The 20,876-nt window shown below is 65.9% G+C and carries 23 protein-coding genes; 8 read left to right on the top strand and 15 right to left on the bottom strand.

Annotation, left to right across the window (positions count from 1 at the left end):
• Positions 1-19: 19 nt before the first annotated feature.
• The 8 genes from QXZ94_RS25425 to murJ all read right to left on the bottom strand — a co-directional run bounded on the left by QXZ94_RS25425 (position 20) and on the right by murJ (position 6,902).
• Positions 20-739 carry an HAD family hydrolase gene (locus QXZ94_RS25425; protein WP_315723013.1) on the bottom strand — a complete coding sequence of 240 codons (720 nt, stop codon included), beginning with the start codon at positions 737-739 and terminating at the stop codon, positions 20-22.
• Complete coding sequence (locus QXZ94_RS25420) at positions 732-1,184, bottom strand: Fur family transcriptional regulator (RefSeq protein ID WP_172113526.1); 453 nt, start codon at positions 1,182-1,184, stop codon at positions 732-734. Before QXZ94_RS25420 ends, QXZ94_RS25425 begins: the two co-directional genes overlap by 8 nt.
• Before the next feature lie 43 nt (positions 1,185-1,227).
• Entirely contained in the window at positions 1,228-1,710 is a 483-nt protein-coding gene (rimI, locus tag QXZ94_RS25415) for a ribosomal protein S18-alanine N-acetyltransferase (protein ID WP_315723012.1), read from the bottom strand.
• The gene (gene tsaB / locus QXZ94_RS25410) at positions 1,707-2,408 is read right to left on the bottom strand and encodes a tRNA (adenosine(37)-N6)-threonylcarbamoyltransferase complex dimerization subunit type 1 TsaB (protein ID WP_315723011.1); all 702 of its coding nucleotides are present in this window, start codon (positions 2,406-2,408) and stop codon (positions 1,707-1,709) included. The genes rimI and tsaB overlap by 4 nt, the downstream gene beginning before the upstream one ends.
• A 528-nt stretch (positions 2,409-2,936) precedes the next feature.
• Positions 2,937-3,506, bottom strand: a complete 570-nt coding sequence (locus QXZ94_RS25405; protein WP_172113523.1) for a NifU family protein — start codon at positions 3,504-3,506, stop codon at positions 2,937-2,939.
• A gap of 108 nt (positions 3,507-3,614) precedes the next feature.
• The gene (locus QXZ94_RS25400; protein ID WP_172113522.1) at positions 3,615-4,109 is read right to left on the bottom strand and encodes a universal stress protein; all 495 of its coding nucleotides are present in this window, start codon (positions 4,107-4,109) and stop codon (positions 3,615-3,617) included.
• Positions 4,110-4,225: 116 nt separating this feature from the next.
• Positions 4,226-5,278, bottom strand: coding sequence for a tryptophan--tRNA ligase (gene trpS / locus QXZ94_RS25395; RefSeq protein ID WP_172113521.1), 1,053 nt, complete (start codon positions 5,276-5,278; stop codon positions 4,226-4,228).
• Positions 5,279-5,327: 49 nt separating this feature from the next.
• Positions 5,328-6,902: a murein biosynthesis integral membrane protein MurJ gene (murJ, locus tag QXZ94_RS25390; protein ID WP_315723007.1), complete on the bottom strand. Its 1,575-nt coding sequence runs from the start codon at positions 6,900-6,902 to the stop codon at positions 5,328-5,330.
• Positions 6,903-6,971: 69 nt separating this feature from the next.
• On the opposite strand from murJ, the gene QXZ94_RS25385 reads away from it, so the two are divergent.
• On the top strand, positions 6,972-7,973 hold the full coding sequence (locus QXZ94_RS25385) for an adenosine kinase (protein ID WP_315723005.1): 1,002 nt from the start codon (positions 6,972-6,974) through the stop codon (positions 7,971-7,973).
• A gap of 309 nt (positions 7,974-8,282) precedes the next feature.
• Here QXZ94_RS25385 and QXZ94_RS25380 read toward each other — a convergent pair whose 3' ends face one another.
• The gene (locus QXZ94_RS25380; protein ID WP_315723003.1) at positions 8,283-9,476 is read right to left on the bottom strand and encodes a serine hydrolase domain-containing protein; all 1,194 of its coding nucleotides are present in this window, start codon (positions 9,474-9,476) and stop codon (positions 8,283-8,285) included.
• Positions 9,477-9,818: 342 nt separating this feature from the next.
• Here QXZ94_RS25380 and QXZ94_RS25375 point away from each other — a divergent pair, with 342 nt between their 5' ends.
• The gene (locus QXZ94_RS25375) at positions 9,819-10,139 is read left to right on the top strand and encodes a hypothetical protein (RefSeq protein WP_172113517.1); all 321 of its coding nucleotides are present in this window, start codon (positions 9,819-9,821) and stop codon (positions 10,137-10,139) included.
• A 161-nt stretch (positions 10,140-10,300) separates the two neighbouring features.
• Positions 10,301-11,794 (top strand): NAD-dependent succinate-semialdehyde dehydrogenase, encoded by a 1,494-nt coding sequence (locus tag QXZ94_RS25370; protein WP_315723000.1) that lies wholly within the window; start codon positions 10,301-10,303, stop codon positions 11,792-11,794.
• A gap of 51 nt (positions 11,795-11,845) precedes the next feature.
• Here QXZ94_RS25370 and QXZ94_RS25365 read toward each other — a convergent pair whose 3' ends face one another.
• Positions 11,846-12,448 (bottom strand): hypothetical protein, encoded by a 603-nt coding sequence (locus QXZ94_RS25365; RefSeq protein ID WP_172113515.1) that lies wholly within the window; start codon positions 12,446-12,448, stop codon positions 11,846-11,848.
• Positions 12,449-12,745: 297 nt separating this feature from the next.
• Here QXZ94_RS25365 and QXZ94_RS25360 point away from each other — a divergent pair, with 297 nt between their 5' ends.
• Together QXZ94_RS25360 and QXZ94_RS25355 are read left to right on the top strand one after the other, a co-directional pair.
• Positions 12,746-13,429 carry a phytanoyl-CoA dioxygenase family protein gene (locus tag QXZ94_RS25360; RefSeq protein WP_315722997.1) on the top strand — a complete coding sequence of 228 codons (684 nt, stop codon included), beginning with the start codon at positions 12,746-12,748 and terminating at the stop codon, positions 13,427-13,429.
• Positions 13,430-13,487: 58 nt separating this feature from the next.
• Complete coding sequence (locus tag QXZ94_RS25355) at positions 13,488-14,117, top strand: glutathione S-transferase (RefSeq protein WP_315722995.1); 630 nt, start codon at positions 13,488-13,490, stop codon at positions 14,115-14,117.
• A 32-nt stretch (positions 14,118-14,149) separates the two neighbouring features.
• Here QXZ94_RS25355 and QXZ94_RS25350 read toward each other — a convergent pair whose 3' ends face one another.
• On the bottom strand, positions 14,150-15,238 hold the full coding sequence (locus QXZ94_RS25350; RefSeq protein ID WP_315722993.1) for a mandelate racemase/muconate lactonizing enzyme family protein: 1,089 nt from the start codon (positions 15,236-15,238) through the stop codon (positions 14,150-14,152).
• Positions 15,239-15,368: 130 nt separating this feature from the next.
• On the opposite strand from QXZ94_RS25350, the gene QXZ94_RS25345 reads away from it, so the two are divergent.
• A complete protein-coding gene (locus tag QXZ94_RS25345) occupies positions 15,369-16,238 on the top strand; it encodes an ornithine carbamoyltransferase (protein ID WP_315722991.1) in 870 nt (289 codons plus the stop codon).
• A gap of 15 nt (positions 16,239-16,253) precedes the next feature.
• Here the strand turns inward: QXZ94_RS25345 and QXZ94_RS25340 are convergent, their stop codons facing one another.
• Complete coding sequence (locus tag QXZ94_RS25340) at positions 16,254-16,559, bottom strand: hypothetical protein (RefSeq protein ID WP_315722989.1); 306 nt, start codon at positions 16,557-16,559, stop codon at positions 16,254-16,256.
• A 152-nt stretch (positions 16,560-16,711) separates the two neighbouring features.
• On the opposite strand from QXZ94_RS25340, the gene QXZ94_RS25335 reads away from it, so the two are divergent.
• Together QXZ94_RS25335 and QXZ94_RS25330 are read left to right on the top strand one after the other, a co-directional pair.
• A complete protein-coding gene (locus QXZ94_RS25335; protein ID WP_315722987.1) occupies positions 16,712-17,389 on the top strand; it encodes an HAD hydrolase-like protein in 678 nt (225 codons plus the stop codon).
• Positions 17,390-17,484: 95 nt separating this feature from the next.
• Entirely contained in the window at positions 17,485-18,162 is a 678-nt protein-coding gene (locus QXZ94_RS25330) for a nitroreductase (RefSeq protein WP_315722985.1), read from the top strand.
• A gap of 157 nt (positions 18,163-18,319) precedes the next feature.
• Here QXZ94_RS25330 and QXZ94_RS25325 read toward each other — a convergent pair whose 3' ends face one another.
• From QXZ94_RS25325 to QXZ94_RS25315, 3 genes are all read right to left on the bottom strand, one after another.
• A complete protein-coding gene (locus tag QXZ94_RS25325; RefSeq protein WP_315722983.1) occupies positions 18,320-18,676 on the bottom strand; it encodes a hypothetical protein in 357 nt (118 codons plus the stop codon).
• A 3-nt stretch (positions 18,677-18,679) separates the two neighbouring features.
• A complete protein-coding gene (locus QXZ94_RS25320) occupies positions 18,680-19,030 on the bottom strand; it encodes an alpha/beta hydrolase (protein WP_315722981.1) in 351 nt (116 codons plus the stop codon).
• Positions 19,031-19,959: 929 nt separating this feature from the next.
• Entirely contained in the window at positions 19,960-20,874 is a 915-nt protein-coding gene (locus QXZ94_RS25315; protein ID WP_315722979.1) for a phosphoribosylaminoimidazolesuccinocarboxamide synthase, read from the bottom strand.
• Positions 20,875-20,876: the final 2 nt, after the last annotated feature.

Below are 20,876 nucleotides of genomic sequence, written 5' to 3'. Positions count from 1 at the left end.
CGCGGGGCTCAGATATAGGCTAGACGGCCGAAAATCCAGCGAGGGGGACGGTTTTCTCGCCGAGCCTGCTGAGAATGAGTGGCAATTGCCGCATGTCGTCGAAAACCAGCGTTGCACCGGCCGCCCGCAGACTGTCGGCATAGCCGGGACGGCAATGGCTGCCGCCGTGAAACCCGAGCACGGTCATGCCGGCGGCCAGCGCGCCCCGGATTCCGGCGAGGCTGTCCTCGACCACCACGCAGGCCGCGGGCCGCGCCTTCATCTGGGCCGCGGCGAACAGGAATAGGTCCGGGGCGGGCTTGCCATGCTCGACCTGGGAGGACGAGAAGATGTGCGGAGCAAGGCGATCGTACAGCCTGGTCGCGCCGAGGCTCACGCGCATGCGCTGGTGGGAGCCGGAGGAGGCGACGCAGACCGGCACGTCGATGCCGTCGAGCGCCTGGCCGATGCCGTCCACGGCGCGCAGATCCTGCTCGAAGGCGCGGAACAGCTGGTCCTGCAGCCTGGCGTTGAAATCGTCGGGAAGGCTGCGGCCGAGCTCGGCCTCGACTTCGAATGTCGCCTGCTTGGAAGAGCGTCCCAGGAAGCGATCGAACACCTGATCGGCCGTGATCGGATAGCCACACGACGTGAGAACGTCGGCGTGGGCCTGACAGGAGATCACCTCACTGTCGACCAGCACGCCATCGCAATCGAAAATGACCAGATCGAGGTTGGAAGCCGGCGTGACGTCAGCCATTCGTCTCTTCGTCGAGCGGTACGCAATAGAGCTCGAGCCGATGATCGACGAGCTTGTAGCCGAGCCGCCGCGCGATCTCCGCCTGGAGCTTCTCGATTTCCTCGGAGGTGAACTCGATCACCTTGCCGTCCCGCAGGTTGATCAGATGATCGTGATGGCTGTCGCGCATCTGCTCGTAGCGGGCGCGGCCCTCACGGAAGTCATGACGCTCGATGATGCCGGCGTCCTCGAACAGCTTCACGGTGCGGTAGACCGTCGAGATCGAGATCTTGTCGTCGACGGCGACGCAGCGCCGGTAGAGCTCTTCGACGTCGGGATGGTCGCAGGCTTCGGCGAGCACACGGGCAATGACCCGGCGTTGCTCGGTCATCCGCATGCCGGTGGCGGCGCAACGGGCCTCGATGCCGGTGGAGTTGAGCGCTGGCGTTGGTTTCAAGGAGGTCATCGTGTCTCGCCTCAAGGATGCGCTTTCTGCCACCAAGCGCAGGTTACGACAAGTCCCGGCGCATCAGAAGCGCATTCAGCTGTTCCCCGCCGGGCTGAAGGTAATAACGTTCCCGTCGACCGACGGTCGCAAATCCGGCACGTTCGTAGAGTCGGCGGGCCGGCTGGTTGTTTTCCTCGACCTCGAGAAACACCGTCCGGACCCCGCGGCCTGCAAGATGCCCGAGATGCTGCAGCAGCAGATCACGAGAAAGCCCTCGTCCGCGCTGATTTGGGTCAAGGGCGACCGATAAAATTTCTGCCTCGTCTGCGCCGATCCGCGAGACGATGAAGCCGATCAGCTTCCGCCCGAGCCGCAGACGATGGATCATTGTGTTGCGCTCGGCCAGCATCGTCTCGAATTCGCCTTCGCCCCAGCCGCGATGAAACGAGGCGGCGTGAATCTGGGCCAGACGGGGGGCGTCGCGCAGCGAGGCGGTGTCGATGGAGGGTTTGGTGCGGCCAAGCCACCGGAAGAACATGTTCATTGCGAAGCGGCCGTCCGCACCGGTTCGAGCGGCGCGCTTGCGGGCGGCTTGACGTCGGGCGCGCGCAGGTAGAACGGCCGCGCCGGTGCGTAAGCGGGGTCCGCCGCCGCCCCGAGCCAGGCGACCCACGTGATGTCGGGGCCGGCCTCGGTGTCGACCGCGACGGGCGCCGCCTCATTGCCGGGCCACCGTCCGGCCAGGATCGCCGCGGCGTTGCCGACGAGATGAGGGGCACCGAAGCGTGCAGCGGCCAGTACGTCGTCGATCGCCGCCACTTGCGGCGCGACCAGCTCTTCGCCGCTGCCGCTCACGACTTGATAGTAGACATGGTCGTGCCGGGCATCGATCGCGGAGATCACCGGGCTTGCGCGGTCCTCGCTGACAACGGGCGCTGCGTAGGCAGAGAGCGTGGTGACGCCGACCACCGGCTTGTGGGCTGCCAGAGCAATCCCGCGCGCAGCGGAGAGTCCGACGCGCAGTCCCGTGAAACTCCCGGGGCCGGTCGTCACGGCAATCCGGTCGAGGTCGGAAAAGCCGACCCCCGATTGCTGCATGACGCGCGCCAGCAGCGGCATCAGCGCCTCCGCGTGGCCGCGCTTCATGGGCAGCGTCTCCTGGGCGCGCATCGCGGCCGAATCAGTGTCCAGGACGGCGGCGGCGCAATGGTCGAGGGCGGTATCGATGGCGAGGATCAGCATCCGTCAGATTCGCGTTTGAAAGGGGCGCCCAATACCGATTGTGGTACTTTGATAAAGTCGGTTGACGCCTTCTTACATCCTGACAAGAAAAAACGCATCAAGGCTCAACCAGCGAAAAGCTAAACTACTGAACTAGCAGCTATTTGAGCAAATCTTTCCGGGCCTGTGGGAATTGTCCCCCGCATTTCGCGGCCGTTGCGCCGGGGCCCAGGCGCCCGCGCTGATCCCACCGTCAGGAGCAGAGGGCGTCCCGATGTCGTTCTGGCGAGCCGGCGCGGCATCGCGGGATGCGATGGCTCAGGTCGATACGATCAACGAGGCGATACAGAGCGTCGATGAGAATGAGTCAATGAGAATGAGGATGTGTCATCGACGGCGCATGCGGTCGGCGAGCAGAGCGTCGAGATGTCGGAGCGCATGCGCCACAAGCGTCCGCTTCCATTGGCAGGGCAGGTAGGAGCAGGGCAGGTAGGATGGCGAATGGGGAGCAGCGATTGAATCTGCTCGCCACTCGCCTCTCGCCTCGTCTTACATCGGACGGACTTCGACGACCTCGGGCACGAAGTGCTTCAAGAGGTTCTGGATGCCGTGCTGCAAAGTCGCCGTGGATGACGGGCAGCCGGAGCAGGCACCCTTCATGTTGAGATAGACGATGCCGTCCTTGAAGCCGCGGAAGGTGATGTCGCCGCCATCATTGGCGACGGCGGGGCGGACGCGGCTCTCGATCAGGTCCTTGATCATGCCGACGGTCTCGGTGTCGGCCTCGTCATAGAACTCGTCGTCCTCGTCGGCGGATTCGTCATTGGCGGCGCTGCCGTCGGCGAGCAGCGGCGCGCCGGACATGTAGTGCTCCATGATCGCGCCGAGAATGGCCGGCTTCAAATGCTGCCATTCGCCGTCGCTCTTGGTCACCGTGATGAAATCGGCGCCGTAGAACACGCCGGTGACACCGTCGACGCCGAACAGGCGCTCGGCGAGCGGAGAGCGGGCGGCGGCGTCCCGGCTCGAAAACTCCATCGTTCCGGCCGGCAGCACGACGCGGCCCGGGATGAACTTCAAGGTGGCGGGATTGGGAGTGGCTTCAGTCTGGATGAACATGGTTTTCTCCGGCAGCGCCGGTTCAAGGCCGGCCTGTGACGTTGTCATAGCAGATGGCAAGGAGACGCGCACGATCAAGGGGACGGTCCGTGGATTTCGTCCTTAAGCCTATGAAAGCGCGTCGATATCGGCGTCCTTGAGGTCGCCCGGCACGATCACCAGGGGGATCGGGAAGGCGCCGATGGTCTTGGTGACATGGGTGACCAGCGGTCCAGGGCCATCGACGCCGGAGTTGGCTGCCAGCACCAGCAGCGCGATGTCGCTGTCGTGCTCGATGGTGGCCAGGATCTGGGCCGTCGGCTCGCCCTCGCGGATCACCCGTTCCGGCGCGGCCGCGCCGATGGCGGACAGCAGCGCGGCCGCCTGGTCGAGCGCGGCATTGGCCTCGTCCTGCGCTTCGGCCCGCATCAGGTCGGCGACCCCCAGCCATTGCTGGTTCTGGTCCTCGGTCTCGATGATGTGCAGGGTCACGATCCGGCCGCCGGCGCGCATGGCCCAACGCCCCGCATAGCGGATGGCGCGGTCCCATTCCGCGCTGTCGTCGACGACGACCAGGCATTTCGGCGCATGGCCGGTCTGGTAGCTCTGCCGCTGCGCCGCCATCCTCGTTCCCGCCTGCTGCTGCGAGTCGATCCGGCCGCGATGCTGCCACAGCCCGTCTCCGTTGGGGAGAGGGGCGTCGGTTCCGTAGCGGCGGGATTTGCGGCGTGCAGCTCCGTTCAGGGCTTGCGGATGAATCCAACGATGTCCTTGGCGGTCTTCATCGTCTCGGCCGCGATGGTCTGAGCCCTCTCGCCGCCATCGACGAGCACGGAATCCACATAGCCCGGGTCCGCCGTCAGCCGCTTCATTTCGGCCGCGATCGGGCCGAGCTTGGTGACGCACAGCTCGACCAGCGCGTTCTTGAAGCTGGAGAACTGGCCGCCGCCGAAATCCCTGAGCACGTCGGCCTTGCTGCGGTCCGACAGCGCCGCGTAGATGCCGACGAGGTTGTCGGCCTCGGGGCGGGTGTCCAGTCCCTTCTCCTCGCTGGGCAGCGGCTCCGGATCGGTCTTGGCCTTGCGGACCTTCTGCGCGATCGTATCGGCATCGTCGGTCAGGTTGATGCGCGAGTAGTCCGAGGCATCGGATTTCGACATCTTCTTCGTGCCGTCGCGCAAAGACATCACGCGCGTCGCAGGCCCGGTGATGAACGGTTCCGGCAGCGGGAAGAACAGGCCGTCGCCAAAACCCTGGGCCCGGATCGCGTCGCCGAAATCATTGTTGAACTTCTGCGCGATGTCGCGCGAGAGCTCGAGATGCTGCTTCTGGTCCTCGCCGACCGGAACATGGGTGGCGCGATAGAGCAGGATGTCGGCAGCCATCAGCACCGGATAGTCGTACAGACCGACCGACGCATTCTCACGATCCTTGCCGGCTTTCTCCTTGAACTGCGTCATGCGGTTCAGCCAGCCGATGCGCGCAACGCAGTTGAAGATCCAGGCGAGCTCGGCATGGCCCGAGACCTGGCTCTGGTTGAACACGATATGCTTCTTCGGATCGATGCCGGCTGCGATGAAGGCTGCGGTGACCTCGCGGGTGTTGCGCGCGAGCTCCGCCGGACCGCCCCAGACGTCGATCGGCATCGTGATGGCGTGCATGTCGACCACGCAATAGATGCAGTTGTGCGTCTCCTGCATCTTCACGAAGTTGACGATCGCGCCGAGATAGTTGCCGAGATGCAGGTTGCCGGTCGGCTGGACGCCCGAGAAAACCCGTTCCACGAAGGCCATGGTCGCTGTTCCAGATGATGGATTTGCTGCGTCGTTTGGCACGGGCGCCTCAAAGGTGCAAGTCGCCAGCGGGCAGGTCGCGGGCGGGCCGCTGCCGGATCGCGAGCATCGTCTCACGCAAGCTGACGACGCCGAGCCCGGCCAGGAGCGCCGTGTACAGGATGACCGCGCCGCCGATCAGGGCGGTGAGCAGGAGCGCGGCTCCAAGATGATGGCCGCCGTCTGCCTCGCCGGCACGGGTCGCCGCGATCCAGAGCATGGCGGCCATGATGGCCGCGGCGAGTGCGATCCGCGGCAGCCGGCGCCGTGATGCCGGCTGGAGATCGAAGCCGAAGCGCGTGCTGCCGCGCCGGAGCAGCACGGCGGCGTTGGCCCAGGCGCCGAGCGCGAGTCCGGCGGCGATGCCGCTGACCGCAAAGATCTGGCCGAGCAGGAACGCCAGCGCGATCGCCGTGCCGCATCCGATCAGCGTCGCGCGCAGCGGCGTCTGTGTGTCCTCGCGTGCGAAGAAGGCCGGCTGCAGCGCCTTGGTCAGCACCTGCGCCGGCAGCGCCGCCGCGAGCCAGGTCAAGACCCGCGCGGTCGCGGCGGCATCCTGCGAGCCGAACGCGCCGTGTTCGAACAGCAAACGAACGATCGGCTCGTTCAGGATCATCAGTCCGAGCGTCGCGGGCAGCGCGAGGCCCATCGTCAGCTCCACGCCGCGCGACTGCACGCGCGACAGCGCCTCCTTGTTGCCGGCGTGCAGCGCGCGCGTCAGCTCCGGCACCAGCACCGTGCCCATCGCCACGCCGACCAGGCCGAGCGGCAGCTCGATCAGGCGGTTGGCGAAATAGAGCCATGACACGGCCGAGGGCGTGGTCGACGCGATGATCGCGCCGCCGATCACCAGCAGCTGCGGCGCTGCGCTCGCTACCATGCCGGGCAGCGCCTTGGCGAAGAAGCCGCGCATCTCCGCATCGAGCGAGACGCGCACGGGCGAGGCGACGTTGCTCCTGTCGCCGCGCTGCGCCAGCATCGCGAGCTGCAGCAGACCGGCGATGCCGATCGTGGCGGCGAGCAGCAGCGCGGCCCGGGAGGGATCCGCGTGTTGCGTCAGCAGCACGATCGTCACGGTGATCAGCGCAACGTTGAACAGCAGCGGCGCAAACGCGGCCAGCGCGAAGCGGCCGCGTGCACTGGAAAGCGCGAGCAGCACCGTTGAGGGGCCGGCGAAGGCGAGATAGGGCAGCATCAGCCGGGCGTCGTTCACCGCAAGGGTGAGCGTCTCGTCACCGGCAAAGCCTGGCGCGAGCACCATCATCGCGATCGGCATCAGCAGCGCCAGCGCGATCGTGGCCGCGAGCAGGCAGGCGCTGACGGTGCCGAGCACGCGGCCGGCAAAAGCTGCCGCCTGCGTCGATCCCGCCTGCTGGTATATTCGCAACCACGCCGGCACCAGCGCGGCGTTGAGTGCGCCTTCCGTGAGCAATCGCCTGGCGACGTTGACGAGCTGAAACGCCGCGAGAAACGCGTCCGCAACCGGTCCGGCCCCCAGCAGCGCGGCCATCAGCGCGTCCCTGCTGAAGCCGAGCAGGCGTGAGGTGAGTGTTCCTGACAACACGGTCACGAATGATCGGATCATGAGGCTTCTATAGCAGCGCCGCTTGTGATAGGCCGCAGCGTTTGCAAACGCCGTAAACGGGGCCAGTGGATGACTGACGCGAAATACGATGTTCTCGGCATCGGCAACGCGATTTTCGACGTGTTGGTGCAGGCCGATGAAGCCTTTCTCGCCAGGCACGGCATGACCAAGGGCGGCATGGCCTTGATCGACGAGGCCCGCGCGGCGGCGATTTACCGTGACATGGGACCGGCGACCGAGATGTCGGGCGGCTCGGCCGCCAACACCATCGTCGGTCTGGCCAGCCTCGGCGCGCGCGCGGCTTATGTGGGCAAGATCAAGGACGACCAGATCGGCCGGATGTATTCGCACGACATCCGCGCCGCCGGCGTCGCCTTCGACACGTCGGCCGCGGCCGACGGGCCGGCCACCGGCTGCTCCTACATCCTGGTGACGCCGGACGGCGAGCGCACCATGAACACCTATCTCGGTGCCGCGCAGAACCTCACGGCGGCCGACATCGATCCCGCCCAGATTGCGGCCGCCCGCATCGTCTATCTCGAAGGCTATCTGTGGGACCCGAAGGACGCCAAGGACGCGTTCGTGAAGGCGGCGACGATCGCGCATGATGCCGGCCGCGAGGTCGCGCTGACCCTGTCGGACTCGTTCTGCGTCGACCGCTATCGCGACGAATTCCTCGAGCTGATGCGCGGCGGCACCGTCGATCTGGTGTTCGCCAACGAGGCTGAGTTGCATTCGTTGTACCAGACCTCAGATTTCGATGGCGCGCTGAAGCAGCTCCGCGAGGATGCCACGCTCGGCATCGTCACCCGCAGCGACAAGGGCTGCGTCGTGGTGTCGAACGACGGCGTGATCGCGGTGCCGGCGCACCCGATCGAGACGCTGGTGGATACGACCGGCGCCGGCGACCTGTTTGCCGCCGGCTTCCTGTTCGGGCTGGTGCGCAAGTCGGGCTACGAGATGGCCGGCAAGCTCGGCGGCCTCGCCGCCGCCGAGGTGATCCAGCACATCGGCGCCCGGCCGCAGGTGTCGCTGAAGGAGCTGGCGGCGCAGACCGGGCTGAAGGTCTAGCTGCTAGAACGGGTCGCTGAGGCGGCTTATTCGGTGCCACTTGACCTCGCCCCGCTTGCGGGGAGAGGTCGGATTGCATCGAAGATGCAATCCGGGTGAGGGGGCACAGGTCCCTCCACGAAAACTTCCCGCGCGGCTGCCCCTCTCCCCGTAACAACGGGGAGAGGGAGCGCACTGTTCGTGCCGCAACGGGTCAGATCCAACATCTGAGGATCGTGCGCTCTGATCCGACGCAGCTCACTTATTAGTTGGCCACTTCGGGGGCGGATTGATCTGTCGGTCACCCCGCCTCCGCATGCCCTCACTCCATCACGCCGCCTTCTTGCCGCCGGCAGCATCCAGCCCGGCATACACCCCGCGCTCGAAGCCCGCGAACGTCTCCAGGCACAGCCGGTCTGCGAACGGCAGCAGCTGCATCAGGATCACGCCGGTGACGTCGCGCGCCGGATCGATCCAGTAGTAGGTGTTGGCAAGGCCCGCCCAGGCGAGGCTGCCGGCGCTGCGGCCCTCCGCTGTCTGCGCCGTCGTGATCATGAAGCTGAGGCCCCATTTCTTGACGATGTCGGGATAGAGATCGACATCGTTGGTCACGCCGGGCACGGCCGCGGCCATCTTCGTCATCTCCAGCTCGCCGATGTGATTGTCGCGCATCGCGGCGACGGTCTCGGGCTTGAGCACCTGGTTGCCGTTGCCCCGGCCGTTGTTGAGGATCATCCGGGTGAAGCGGATGTAGTCGCCCGCGGTTCCGTAGAGGCCGCCGCCACCCATGTGGAATTCCGGCTCCTGCTCGATCTCGAACGGGATCGGCGCCAGCGAGCCGTCGTCGCCGCGCGCATGCATGCCGACCAGGCGTTCGCGCTGCGACGGCCCGAGCCTGAAGCCGGTATCGTCCATGCCGAGCGGTGCGAACAGATGGTCGCGCAAATATGCATCGAGCGTCTGGCCGCTCGCGGCCTCCACCGCCTTGCCGACGAAATCGATGTTGATGCCATATTCCCAGCGCGTGCCGGGATCGGACGCGAGCGGCAATTTCAGCGCGTCGTTCTTGCAGGTGATGATGCCCGGCGTGCCGGCCTTCTGCACGTAGGTCGCCATGTCGCCGTTCCACATGTCGTAGCAGAAGCCCGCGGTGTGGGTCATGAGATGGCGGAGCGTGATCGCGGCCTTCGCCGGTCGCAGGATCGGCTCGCCATTGGCGTCGAAGCCGTCGAGCACCTTGGGCGCCGCGAGGTCCGGCAGCACCTGCCCGATCGGCGCATCCAGCGACAGCCGGCCCTGCTCGACCAGCTGCATGCCGGCGGCGCAGGTGATCGCCTTGGTCATCGAGGCGATCCAGAACACGCTGTCGGTGGTCATCGGATCGTCGCGGCCGAGATCGCGCTTGCCGAAGGCGCCTTCGTAGATGAGGCCGTTGCTGTCAGCTGCGATGGCGACGACGCCCGGAATCTCCTTGGCGTCCGCCTTCTGTCGTAGCACGCCGTCGATGTCGGTCTTGTTCTGCATGGTCTCCTCCGTTCCGTTCTTGTTGACGGTACGGGATTGTTCCCTGCCCCGATCGGGGCGGCAAGAACCCTCGCCGACGCAGCTGGTCGCGATCTCGTGATGATGCGGCGCGAACGAAGACAAGGCGGGAGAACCGGGGCGGCGGCGCCACAGCCCTTCAAAATCCTCAGAGAATCATGATTAGTTCCATCGAGCCGCGAGTCCGTCACATGGGCGCCATGTTCCCACCACGGGCCTCGGACTGTTGTGAGTTGCAACCATTTTTGCATTAAAGGGTTCAACAACCGGCTTTTTCGAGCCGACGGTATGGCTATGGCGGCATATTCCGCCAGTGGGGGCGATATGATTTCGAAGTGGAGCGAGTGGAAGCGGTATCCCCGCCCGGGTCGTGGTGACAATATCGAGGCACCGATCACCCCGGGGATCTATGAAGTGCGCGTCGCCGCCACGGGGGCGCTGTATGCGTTCGGTGCGGTCGACAATGTGGCGCAGGCGCTGGCGCTGCTGCCGGTCGGGCAGAAATCCTGGTTCGGGCGCCGCGATCCCGCCACCTTGCCGGACCTCGAATACAGGACGTGCGCGACCTCGACCAAGGCCGACGCCAAGGCCGCGGCCGAACGGATGATCGGCCGTCGCGAGACCTATATGAGCGGCGCGGCCTGAGACCGCGCTGACCGGACACGGTTGCCGGCACCGCATTTGGTGCTGTCAGGGCACGGTTGGCCCGGTCGAATGTACCGTTCGTGAGGCGCACACACCGTGCGCCTGCGCCGTGCGGGGGCTATATTCGGAGCGAGATACCGACCGCTTCGAGGAGATGCCCAATGACACCGCCCGCCGCCGCCCGCGCGTCCGACGCCACCCTCAGCCTGCGCGACCGCCTGAAGGATCCGTCGCTGCTGCGCGAGCAGAGCTATATCGATGGCGGCTGGGTCGGCGTGCCGGTGCTTCCCGTCGTCAATCCCGCCACTGGCGTGGAGATTGCGAAGGTTGCGCAGCTCGGCGCTGCCGAGACCACGCACGCCGTCGAGGCCGCCGCACGCGCCTTTCCGCTGTGGGCCAAGCTGACCGCCAAGCAGCGCTCGAACATCCTGCGCAAATGGTTCGAGCTGATCATTGCGAACCGCGAGGATCTCGCGCTGATCCTGACCTCCGAGCAGGGCAAGCCACTGGCGGAAGCGCTGGGCGAGGTCGACATCGGCGCCGCCTATATCGAGTTCTTCGCCGAGGAAGCGCGCCGCGTCTATGGCGAGACCATTCCGACGCAGAAGCCCGATGCGCGCCTGCTGGCGCTGAAGCAGCCGATCGGCGTCTGCGGCGCGATCACGCCGTGGAATTTCCCGAACTCGATGATCACTCGCAAGGTATCGCCGGCGCTTGCCGCCGGCTGCACCGTGGTGCTGAAGCCGGCCAACGAGACGCCGTTGTCGGCGCTGGCGCTCGCCGTGCTGGCCGAGCGCGCCGGCATCCCGAAGGGCGCGCTCAACATCGTCACCGGCGATGCGCCGCCGATTGGAAAAGTGCTGTGCGAGCATCCGGCGGTGCGCTTCGTGGGCTTCACCGGCTCGACCGAGGTCGGCAAGATCCTGTATCGCCAATCCGCCGGCACGGTGAAGAAGCTCGGCCTCGAGCTCGGCGGCAACGCGCCCTTCGTGGTGTTCGACGATGCCGACGTCGATGCCGCCGTCGAGGGCGCGATCGTCTCCAAATATCGCAACATGGGCCAGACCTGCGTCTGCGCCAATCGCCTCTATGCGCAGGACGGCATCTACGACGCCTTCGTCGCGAAGCTCGCCGCCAAGGTCGCGGCCATGAAGATCGGCGAGGGCACGGAAGCCGGCGTCACCCAGGGCCCGCTGATCAATGCGGAGGCGGTCGAGAAGGTCGAGCGCCACATCGCTGATGCGGTCAAGGGCGGTGCGACGATCGTCACCGGCGGCAAGCGTCATGCGCTCGGCCGCACCTTCTTCGAGCCGACCGTGCTGCGGGACGTGAGGGCCGACGCGCTGGTGGCGCATGAGGAGACGTTCGGTCCGCTCGCGCCCGTCATTCGTTTCAAGGACGAGGCCGACATCATCGCGATGTGCAACGCCTCGCCGTTCGGTCTGGCATCCTACTTCTACGCCCGCGACCTCGGCCGCGTCTGGCGCGTCGCGGAGGCGCTGGAATCCGGCATGGTCGGCGTCAACACCGGCTTGATCACCACCGAGGTCGCACCGTTCGGCGGCGTCAAGGAAAGCGGTCTCGGGCGCGAGGGCTCACATCATGGCATCGAGGAATATCTCGAGATCAAATACGTGATGATGGCAGGCGTCTGAACGTCGAGACTTCGGGAGTCTGGACTTCGAGCGTCTGAGCTCAGGCCGAGCTCAGGCCGTCTTGGGCAGCTTGTCGACCGGGACCAGGTAGGACTTGTTGCCGACCTGGAAGATGACCTTGCCGCTCTTGCCGTCGGTCGTCGAGATCTGCGACTGACCGAACATGATGACGTTGTTGTAGACGATCCCGGTGCCCTGGCGCGTGACGCCGTTGGTCGTCACGCTGACCTGGGCCTCCTTGCCGTTGACGGACAGCACGCGAAAGCTCGCGCTCTGGCCGTTTTCGCCGTTGTAGCCGGCCCAGCTGCCGACGAGATTGCTCTCATTGGCGGGCGGGGCCTGCTTTTCGAGCATCGCCGTGGCCTTGCCGCCGCCGGCCGAGAACAGCAGCACCGCGTTCTTGCCGTTCTTGGTGCCGAGCGTGACCGCGCCGAAGTCGATGGTCGAGCCGTTGACCTCGCCGATGCCGCGCTCGGTGCGGCCGTTATGGGTGTATTCCACCGTGGCGGCGGCGCCTCTGATGTTGACGACCTTGAAGCTCACGGCCTGGCCGTTGGCGGTCCAACTGCCCTTCCACTCGCCCAGCAGGTTGCTCTGGCGATAGACGCGCTCATTGGCGGGCGAGATTTGGTTGGTGCTTTGGATGGCTACCATGTGTGCTTCCAAGGAGCTCGGATCGCTCGTTTACCCCGTTTATCGGATCGTTGCAGAGTGTTGCTAACGAGAGGTAGGTCGAGAGGGTTAACGAACGGTGAACCGGCGTCGGCGATCCGGCCGTTCCGCAGTGCGGCCCATCGCCTCAGCGTCGTCTGCAGCGATGGACGTCACGGCCGGATGAATGCGACGGCGCGAAGCGCCACCGGCTGCACGGGCGCAAGCGAGCTTGCCGAGGCGCGCCGGATCGTCGACCATGACGCGGCGAACCACGACCCCTCAATGTGCGAGCTCACCATGTCTGCAGCCCTCACGCGTGTCGGCGTCGGCCAGCTTCCGGATGCGGAGGCACGCCGCCTTGATGCGGACGGTTATCTGCTGTTGCGCGGTGCCATCCCGGCGGACTGGCTTGCGCCGCTACGCAATGCGTTCGAGGCCGGCACGCTGCCATCCCAGCAATGGCCGGTGCCGCGCGGTCGCGACTGGCGCCACGCCATGGTCGATCTCGATGCGACCGTGCAGCGCGTCTGCCGCCTGCCGGTGATGCTCGCGGCCGTGCATCACATCCTGAAGGCGCCGTTCTTTCTCGGCCAGGTCGAAGGCCGCGAGCCGCTGCACGATGGCGGCCAGCAGCCGCTGCATCGCGACAGCATCGAGCGCACGCGCACCGACGCGGTCTCGGCGCTGGCCTTTCTCGATCCGTTCGGCCCCGACAATGGCGCGACGCAGGTGGCGCCGGGCACGCATCGCCAAGACACGGATGATGCGCAGGCTGCCCCGTTCGTCACGACAGGCGAGGCCGGCGACATCCTGCTGTTCGACGTCAACGTGCTGCACGGTGCGACCCGCAACGGCAGCGGCGCGCGCCGCCGCTCGCTGCTGATCACCTACGCCACCTCGGTCCAGCAGGAGGAGTGGCGCCGGACGCGCGCTCTGCGCGCGGTGCGGATGGATCAGGACGACATTTTCGGCGCGGAGTAGTCGCGCCGTCCCGCCCCTGTTGCGCACCTCCCAGCCAGATCATGCAAAGAGATTGCCGATGAAGCTGTACGATTCCGCGACTGCGCCAAGCCCGCGCCGCGTGCGCATCTTCCTCAGCGAGAAGGGCGTCAAAATTCCTACCGTTCAGCTCGACCTGCGTGCCGGCGAGCAGTTTCAACCGGAATTTCGCGCGCTCAATCCGCAATGCACCGTCCCGGTTCTGCAGCTCGACAGCGGCGCAGGGATCACCGACGTCATCGCCATCTGCCGCTACATCGAGGAGCTGCATCCCGCGCCGTCCCTGATGGGTCGAGACGCGGAAGAGCGGGCGTTGATCGAATGCTGGGTGCGGCGGATCGAGTGGGATGGCATCGTTGCGATCCAGGAAGCGTTTCGCAACAGCGCGCCGGGGCTGGAGCATCGCGCGCTGCCCGGACCGCTGCCGCTCGACCAGATTCCGGCACTCGCCGAGCGGGGCCGCCTGCGCGCCACGCATTTCTTCGCATGGCTCGACGCGCGACTGGCGGATCATGCCTACGTCGCCGGAGCCGGCTTCACCATCGCCGACATCAGCGCCATGGTGACGGTCGACTTCGCGTCTCGCGCAAAGCTCGATCCGCCGGATCACCTCCGTCATCTGAAGCGATGGTACGGTGAGGTGTCGAGCCGCCCGAGCGCAAGGGCGTGAGCTGGCAGGGCGGCGATCGCTGATGGCTCACCTCACGCCGCGAGCTTGGCCAGCCCCTCCCAATCGAACGTGATTCCGTGACCTGGGCGCGCCGGCGCCTGCGCCAAGCCATCCCTGAGCACCAGCGGATGCTCGATGTAGCGGTCGAGCCCAAAGCCGTGCGCTTCGAGGAAGGAGCGGTTAGGACACGCCGCGAGCAGGTGCACGGTGATGTCGTGCGCGCCGTGGCTGGTCACCGGCAGGTTGAACGCTTCCGCCAGCCGCGCGATCTTCATGAACGCGCTGACGCCGCCGCAATTGGTCACGTCAGGCTCGGGGTAGGACACCGCGCCGGCCGTGATGTAGTTCTTGAAATCCCACAGCGAGCGCAGATTCTCGCCGGCCGCGATCGGCACGCCACCCGCGCTGAGAATGCGGGCGTGGCCGGCGACGTCGTCCGGAATGGTCGGCTCCTCCAGCCAGGTGAGATCGTACGTCACAAGCGCGCGGGCGGCGCGGATCGCCTCCTCGACCGTCCACTTCATGTTGGCATCCGCCATCAGCGGAAAGCCGTTGCCGAGATGCTCACGCATCGCCTTGACGCGTGCGACGTCGGCGCCGAGATCGGGCCGCCCGACCTTCATCTTGATGGCGCGAAAGCCGCGTGTGAGATTGTCGTCGGTCTGCTTCAGCAGCGCGTCCACGGTGAGATCGAGGTCGATACCGCCGGCATAACAGGGCACGCGGCTGTCGAAGCCGCCGAGCAGGCGGAACAGCGGCAGGCCGGCCCGCCGCGCCTTCAGGTCCCACAGCGCGATGTCGAGCGCCGACAGCGCCAGCACGACAGGGCCGCCGCGCCCGCCATAATGCAGGCCCCACCACACGCGGTGCCAGATCGCCTCGGTGGCGTCGGCCTCGTGACCAACGACGAGATCAGGGATCTCGCGCCTGCAGATGTCGGCAACGGCATAGCCGTTGCGGCCCACCGTGTAGGTGTAGCCTGTGCCCTCGGCGCCATCGGCATCGCGCACGCGGCAGGTGATCAGCTCGAACGCCGTCATCTCGCCATGCGTGCTGTCGGTCAGCGTGACGCCGAGCGGGATGCGGTAGAGGCCGGTCTCGATCGCGGCGATCTGTGCCATGGCGCGGTTCCTTCCCTGGATTTTTCAGGAAGGTTATGCTCGTGGTGGGGGCAGGGCAATCGCGAACGGCGCATGACCGACACCGGCCTTCAGACCGATCGGCCCGCACTTGAGGATGTGATGAGAGTGCATGGTGGGTGAGCGCGACATCCTGGCCCTGGGTGACCTCGACGGCTCCGATATCCTCGGCATGCTGACGCGCGCTCAGGAACTCGCCGCCTGCTGGCGGGCGCGCGCGATGCCGCAAGCGCTCGCAGGCCGCCGCATCGCGCTCGTGGTCGATGATGGCGGCTGGCGCAACACCACGGCCTTCGATCTCGGCGTGCAGGCGATGGGCGGTCTCTGCGTGCACGCGCCGATCCGTCTCAACGCGACGGAGGCGGTCGAGGATCTCGCCGCCTATCTCGACAACTGGTTCGATGCCGTGGTCTGCCGCACGCCGGAGCTCGAGATGCTCTATGCATTGTCGCATTGGGCGCAGGCGCCGGTGGTCAACGCGCGCACGCGGCAGAACCATCCGTGCGAGACGCTCGGCGACCTCGCCTTCCTGTGGCATCGCCGCGGCACCATCGACGGACTGAAGATCGCCGTGGTGGCGCCGGCCGCCAACATCCTTGGCTCCTGGATCGAGGCCGCGCAGGTGCTTCCCATCGACGTCGTTCAGGTCTATCCGGCGCGGTGGCATGCGCCGGGCGAGTCTCCGCGCTTCCACGTGACGACTGATCTTGCCGCCTTGCAGGACGCCGACGTGATCGTCACGGATTGCTGGCCGAGGGATGAGGAACCCGGCCTCTTGCAGGACTATCAGATCACCGCAGCGCTCCTCGACGGTCTGCGGCCGGATCTGGAGTTCCTGCCTTGTCCGCCGGTGACGCGGGGGCAGGAGGTCTCCGACGATGCGATGCGGCACCATGCCTGTCGCGTGACGCAAGCGAAGGCATTTCTGTTGCATGCCCAGAATGCCGCGCTCGAATGGGTGTTCGGCAGGGGCGCGGATTGAAGACTTGACCCTGATCTACCGTGCTTTCGACTCCGTCGATTCTTCGATCAAGTCGGCGGCGCGGTCCGATCGCACGAGCTCTTGGACGGCCTGTTCGATTGCGGCGCGCGTCACGGATTCGACGACAACCAGATTCGGTTCGAAGAACGGCTTCCCGCGCTTGAGGTCGGATTGAATCTCCTGGCCGAGGCGAGCGGGATCATAGACGTTCAGACAATATCGTCGGTCTGAAACGATAACTGTCAGCGTAAACCACCCCTTCGCCGTCACTTCCCATTCGTAGTTGGCGAAGTCGTCCGGCCATTCGATGGAGAAGTCCATTCGTGTGATCCTCCAGTCATGCCGGGCGTTGAAGGCCAGCCGGCGCATCCTGCGTCAGAAGAGATTTGACGCAAAGGACTGCGTGACGAGCCGTCCCCGCGACGGGGCGATATCGACGTTGGCGCTTTGGCCGCTCGGCGCTATGCTCGGCCATGTCTTCGCTTCAGTCTTCCATTCATTCGGTTCTGCTTGATCTCGACGGCACTCTGATCGATTCACGCCCCGGCATCGCTGCCAGCACGCGGGCCGCTTTACGATCGCTCGGACATACGCCCGACGACACGCTCGACATCGCCGCCTTCATCGGGCCGCCCTTGCAGGACATGCTGCATGCGCTGCTGCAGGCCCATGGCGACGACCGTGTCGACGAAGCCGTTCTGGTCTATCGCCAGCATTATGGTGAGATCGGCCTGTTCGACTGCGCGCTCTATCCGGGCATCCGCGAGGCGTTGCTGGAGATGCACGGCGCCGGCCTGCGGCTCTATCTGGCGACATCGAAGCGTGAGGTGTTCGCGCGCCGCATCCTGGAGCATCTCGAGCTGGCATCATTGTTCACCGCCATCCATGGCTCGGTGCCGTCAGGTGCATTGGATCACAAGCCCGAGCTGCTCGCGCATATTCTCTCGATGCGGAATATCTCCGCGCGCGACGGCATCATGATCGGTGATCGCCGCCACGACATTGCCGGCGCGCATGCGGTGGGAATGCGCAGCCTCGGTGTGCTCTGGGGCTATGGCAGCCGCGATGAACTCGAAACCGCCGGTGCAGACCGCCTCGTGGAAAGTCCCTTTGATCTGGCGCGCACGATTGCGTCGGTGGTGACGCGATAGCCCGCGGCGAGGTGCGGTCGGCGGTCGTCAATCTTGCGCGGGAACCCAAAAGCCGCGACAATCGCGGATAAGTAATCTCAGGGCAGGAATACCGCATGCAATTCGACGACGTCATCCTCGGCCGCCGCAGCATCCGTGGCTACAAGCCGGATCCGGTGCCGCGGGCGCTGATCGAGGAAATCCTCACGCTGGCGATGCGCGCGCCATCGTCGATGAACACCCAGCCGTGGAATTTCTACGTCATCACCGGCGAGCCGCTCGACCGCATCCGCGCCGGCAACACCGAGCGCATGCTCGCCGGCGTGCCGCAGTCGCGCGAGTTTCGCATCGGCCAGCCGTTCGACGGCGCGCACCGCGAGCGTCAGATCGGCGTCGCCAAGCAATTGTTCTCCGCGATGGGCATCGCGCGCGACGACAAGGACAAGCGCCAGGACTGGGTGCTGCGCGGCTTCCGCCAGTTCGACGCCCCGGTCTGCATCATCGTCACCTATGACCGCGTGCTCGCCGGCAGCGACGACACGCCGTTCGATTGCGGCGCCGTCACGACCGCGCTGGTCAATGCCGCCTGGTCGCGCGGCCTCGGCGCCGTCATCAACAGCCAGGGCATCATGCAATCCCCTGTGGTCCGCGAGCACGCCGGCATCGCCGCCGACCAGGTCATCATGAAGAGCATCGCGCTCGGCTGGCCCGATCATGATTTCCCGGCCAATGCCGTGGTTTCCGAGCGCAAGTCGGTGAAGGACGCGACGGTGTTCGTGGGATTCGAGGAGTAGTGCGGGCGGCCGCGTAGGGTGGGCAAAGCAGCCGCCGAAGGCGGCAGCGTGCCCACCGTCATTCAGCGCATGCGCCGCGAGACGGTGCGCACGGCGCCACCGCTATCTCGTCTCGGGATAGAGCTCGCTCCCGCCTTTGCCCACCCTACGGGTTCTATCAAGAGCCGGGCGCAACGCGCTCGCAGAATGCATCGATGACGATGGCCGCTGCGTCGGCATGGGTCGCCAGCAGCATGTGGGGCGCATCGAGCTCGCGCAACTCGCAATCGGGCCGAGCCGCAAGGATGTCCGAGATGTCTCTCCGACCGATGAGCAGGTCCGCGCTGCCGTGCAGGCACAGCATCGGGCAGGTGGTCTCACGCAATCGATCGCGCCTGTCGACGCGGAGCGCGTCTTTGGCACGCGCGCGAAGCACCGCCGGCGGCAGCGAACGCAGGACGTCTCGCAGCCGTCGCTCGAGCTCTGGCGTTGCCGCCGATCCCATGATGGCCGCCGCCATGAGCTTCGACGGCACCCATCACGCATCGAGGAGGCAGGTGAGCGGCGACATCCACCGTGGCAGCGGATGGCATGCAAAGCTCGACGCAAGAATGAGCCCGGCGACCCACGGGTTCGTCGCTGCGATCTCGATCGCGATCGGTCCGGAGAATGACTCGCCCAGAATGACGAAGCGATGCCGAGGCACGCGCTCGCCGACGAATTGTGCCAGCTGGTCGTAGTCGAGGTGCCGATCGCCAGGGTAGGCGATGATGTGCGTCGGGCGACGCGCCGACAGACGTTCCGCGAGGGGCTTGAGCAGCTCTCCCGTTCCGTCCATGCCGGGCAGCAGGATGATGGCGGTGTTCGTAGCTCGGCTCATCGCTTCCATGTAGCACGGTCCAATCGATCGCACTGCGAGTGAAGGTGATCGGCTTTCGACGTCCGCGGGCCTATCTCCCTGATCGGACGCGGTTTGGCCTGCAATCACCGAACCCGCCACGAGGTGCAACGATCAGCTTTGGAGCAGTCACTTTCGAAACAGGCGAGGTATCGCCGGATTTTTGGAGCATTGCTATTGCTATTTTTCAGAAATCATGCTCTACTCCGCGGCATCCCGTCCTCATGCAGAGGGACGTACGCGTCGTCACGATACGTAGAGGCGGGGAGCGGTGGCCGCGGGTCTGTCAGGTGCTGATGCGCTGGACGATGGACAGCTCGCGGACGTTCAAGCCGTGTGGTCCTGGCGCCCCGATGCTGGCGCCAAGTCGGTGTGACGTGATCCTTGACAGGACGTGTCGCGCTGGTGACGGGGGCAACAAAGCCCGGTCCCCGGGGAGAGCACGGAGCAGACGTTAAACCCATCGCGCAGGGAGGGCCGGATGTCTCGGCTGAACCTGTGGTGACCGCCGCGTGCATTCTTTTTCGCACGCGGGCCATGGGAGCAGCCAGCTCCCGGCCTTCCCTGCGCCCTCGGCATTTTCGGAGGGCTTGACGAGATCAACTCGGGCGCGATGGCGCTGCGGGGGCGTGGGTGTGTGTGCGCGCGTCATGATGATCTTACCGAACGGACCCCCACCCCCGACCCCTCCCCGCAAGGGGGAGGGGAGAAGAGAGAGCGAGCCTCTTGCCGCGATGGCGCGCAAAGAGCCAAGGGAGCTTGGATTGGACCAAGAGACTTGGGTTGGACCAAGAAAGCGGCCCAGGATTGGCCCCTCCCCCTTGTGGGGAGGGGTCGGGGGTGGGGGTCCCCGATGAACACTGCCGATGATGCGCGACTACAAATCCCAACCCAAACGTCAACGTATGAGCCCGTGTTCCTCAGACCTTCAGCTCGCTCCCCGTCACACGGCGGAACGCCTCGAGATAGCGCTGGCTGGTGGCATCCACCACGCTCTGCGGCAAAGGCGGCGGCGGGGCGTCGCCGTTCCAGCGGCCGGCACGGCGCTCGGCGTCGAGATAGTCGCGCAGCGGCTGCTTGTCGAAGCTCGGCTGCGGCTTCCCCGGCTGATAGGCATCGACGGCCCAGAAGCGCGAACTATCAGGCGTCATCACCTCGTCGATCAGGATGATGTGACCGTCCTTGTCGCGGCCGAACTCGAACTTGGTGTCGGCGATGATGATGCCCTGCTCGCGCGCCAGCGTCTCGCCGAGCGTATAGACGGCACGCGTCATGCTCTCCAGCGTGTACGCCGTCTCATCACCGACCACCTCGCGCATCCTGGCGATGGTGATGTTCTCGTCATGGCCGCTCTCGGCCTTGGTCGCCGGGCTGAAGATCGCGGGCTCGAGCTTCTGGCTCTCGACCAGGCCGGCGGGCAGTTGCTCGCCAGCCAGTGTGCCGCTGGCGGCATATTCCTTCCAGGCCGAGCCGGAGAGGTAGCCACGGATCACGCATTCGATCGGAAACACGGTGGTCCGCTTGCACAGCATCGCGCGACCCAGGATCTCCTGGCGATGCGGCTTCAACTCGGGCACGGCGCTGATGATCTCGTCGGTGTCGGCCGAGATCATGTGATGGTGCACGACGCCTTCGAGCGCGTTGAACCAGTAGGCCGAGATCTGCGTCAGAACCGCGCCTTTCATCGGGATGGTCTCGTTCATCACGACGTCGAAGGCGGAGATGCGGTCGGTGGTCAGCAGCAGCACGCGGTCGTCGCCGACGGCATAGATGTCGCGGACCTTGCCGCGGCCGATCTTCGGAAGCGGCAGATTGCTGGCGAGAAGCGTGGTCATCG

Source organism: Bradyrhizobium sp. SZCCHNS2022, assembly GCF_032377575.1.
Taxonomy (GTDB): Bacteria; Pseudomonadota; Alphaproteobacteria; order Rhizobiales; family Xanthobacteraceae; genus Bradyrhizobium; species Bradyrhizobium aeschynomenes.
The sequence above is the reverse complement of the archived record's forward strand: the minus strand, read 5'-3'. Positions and strand labels throughout refer to the sequence as shown.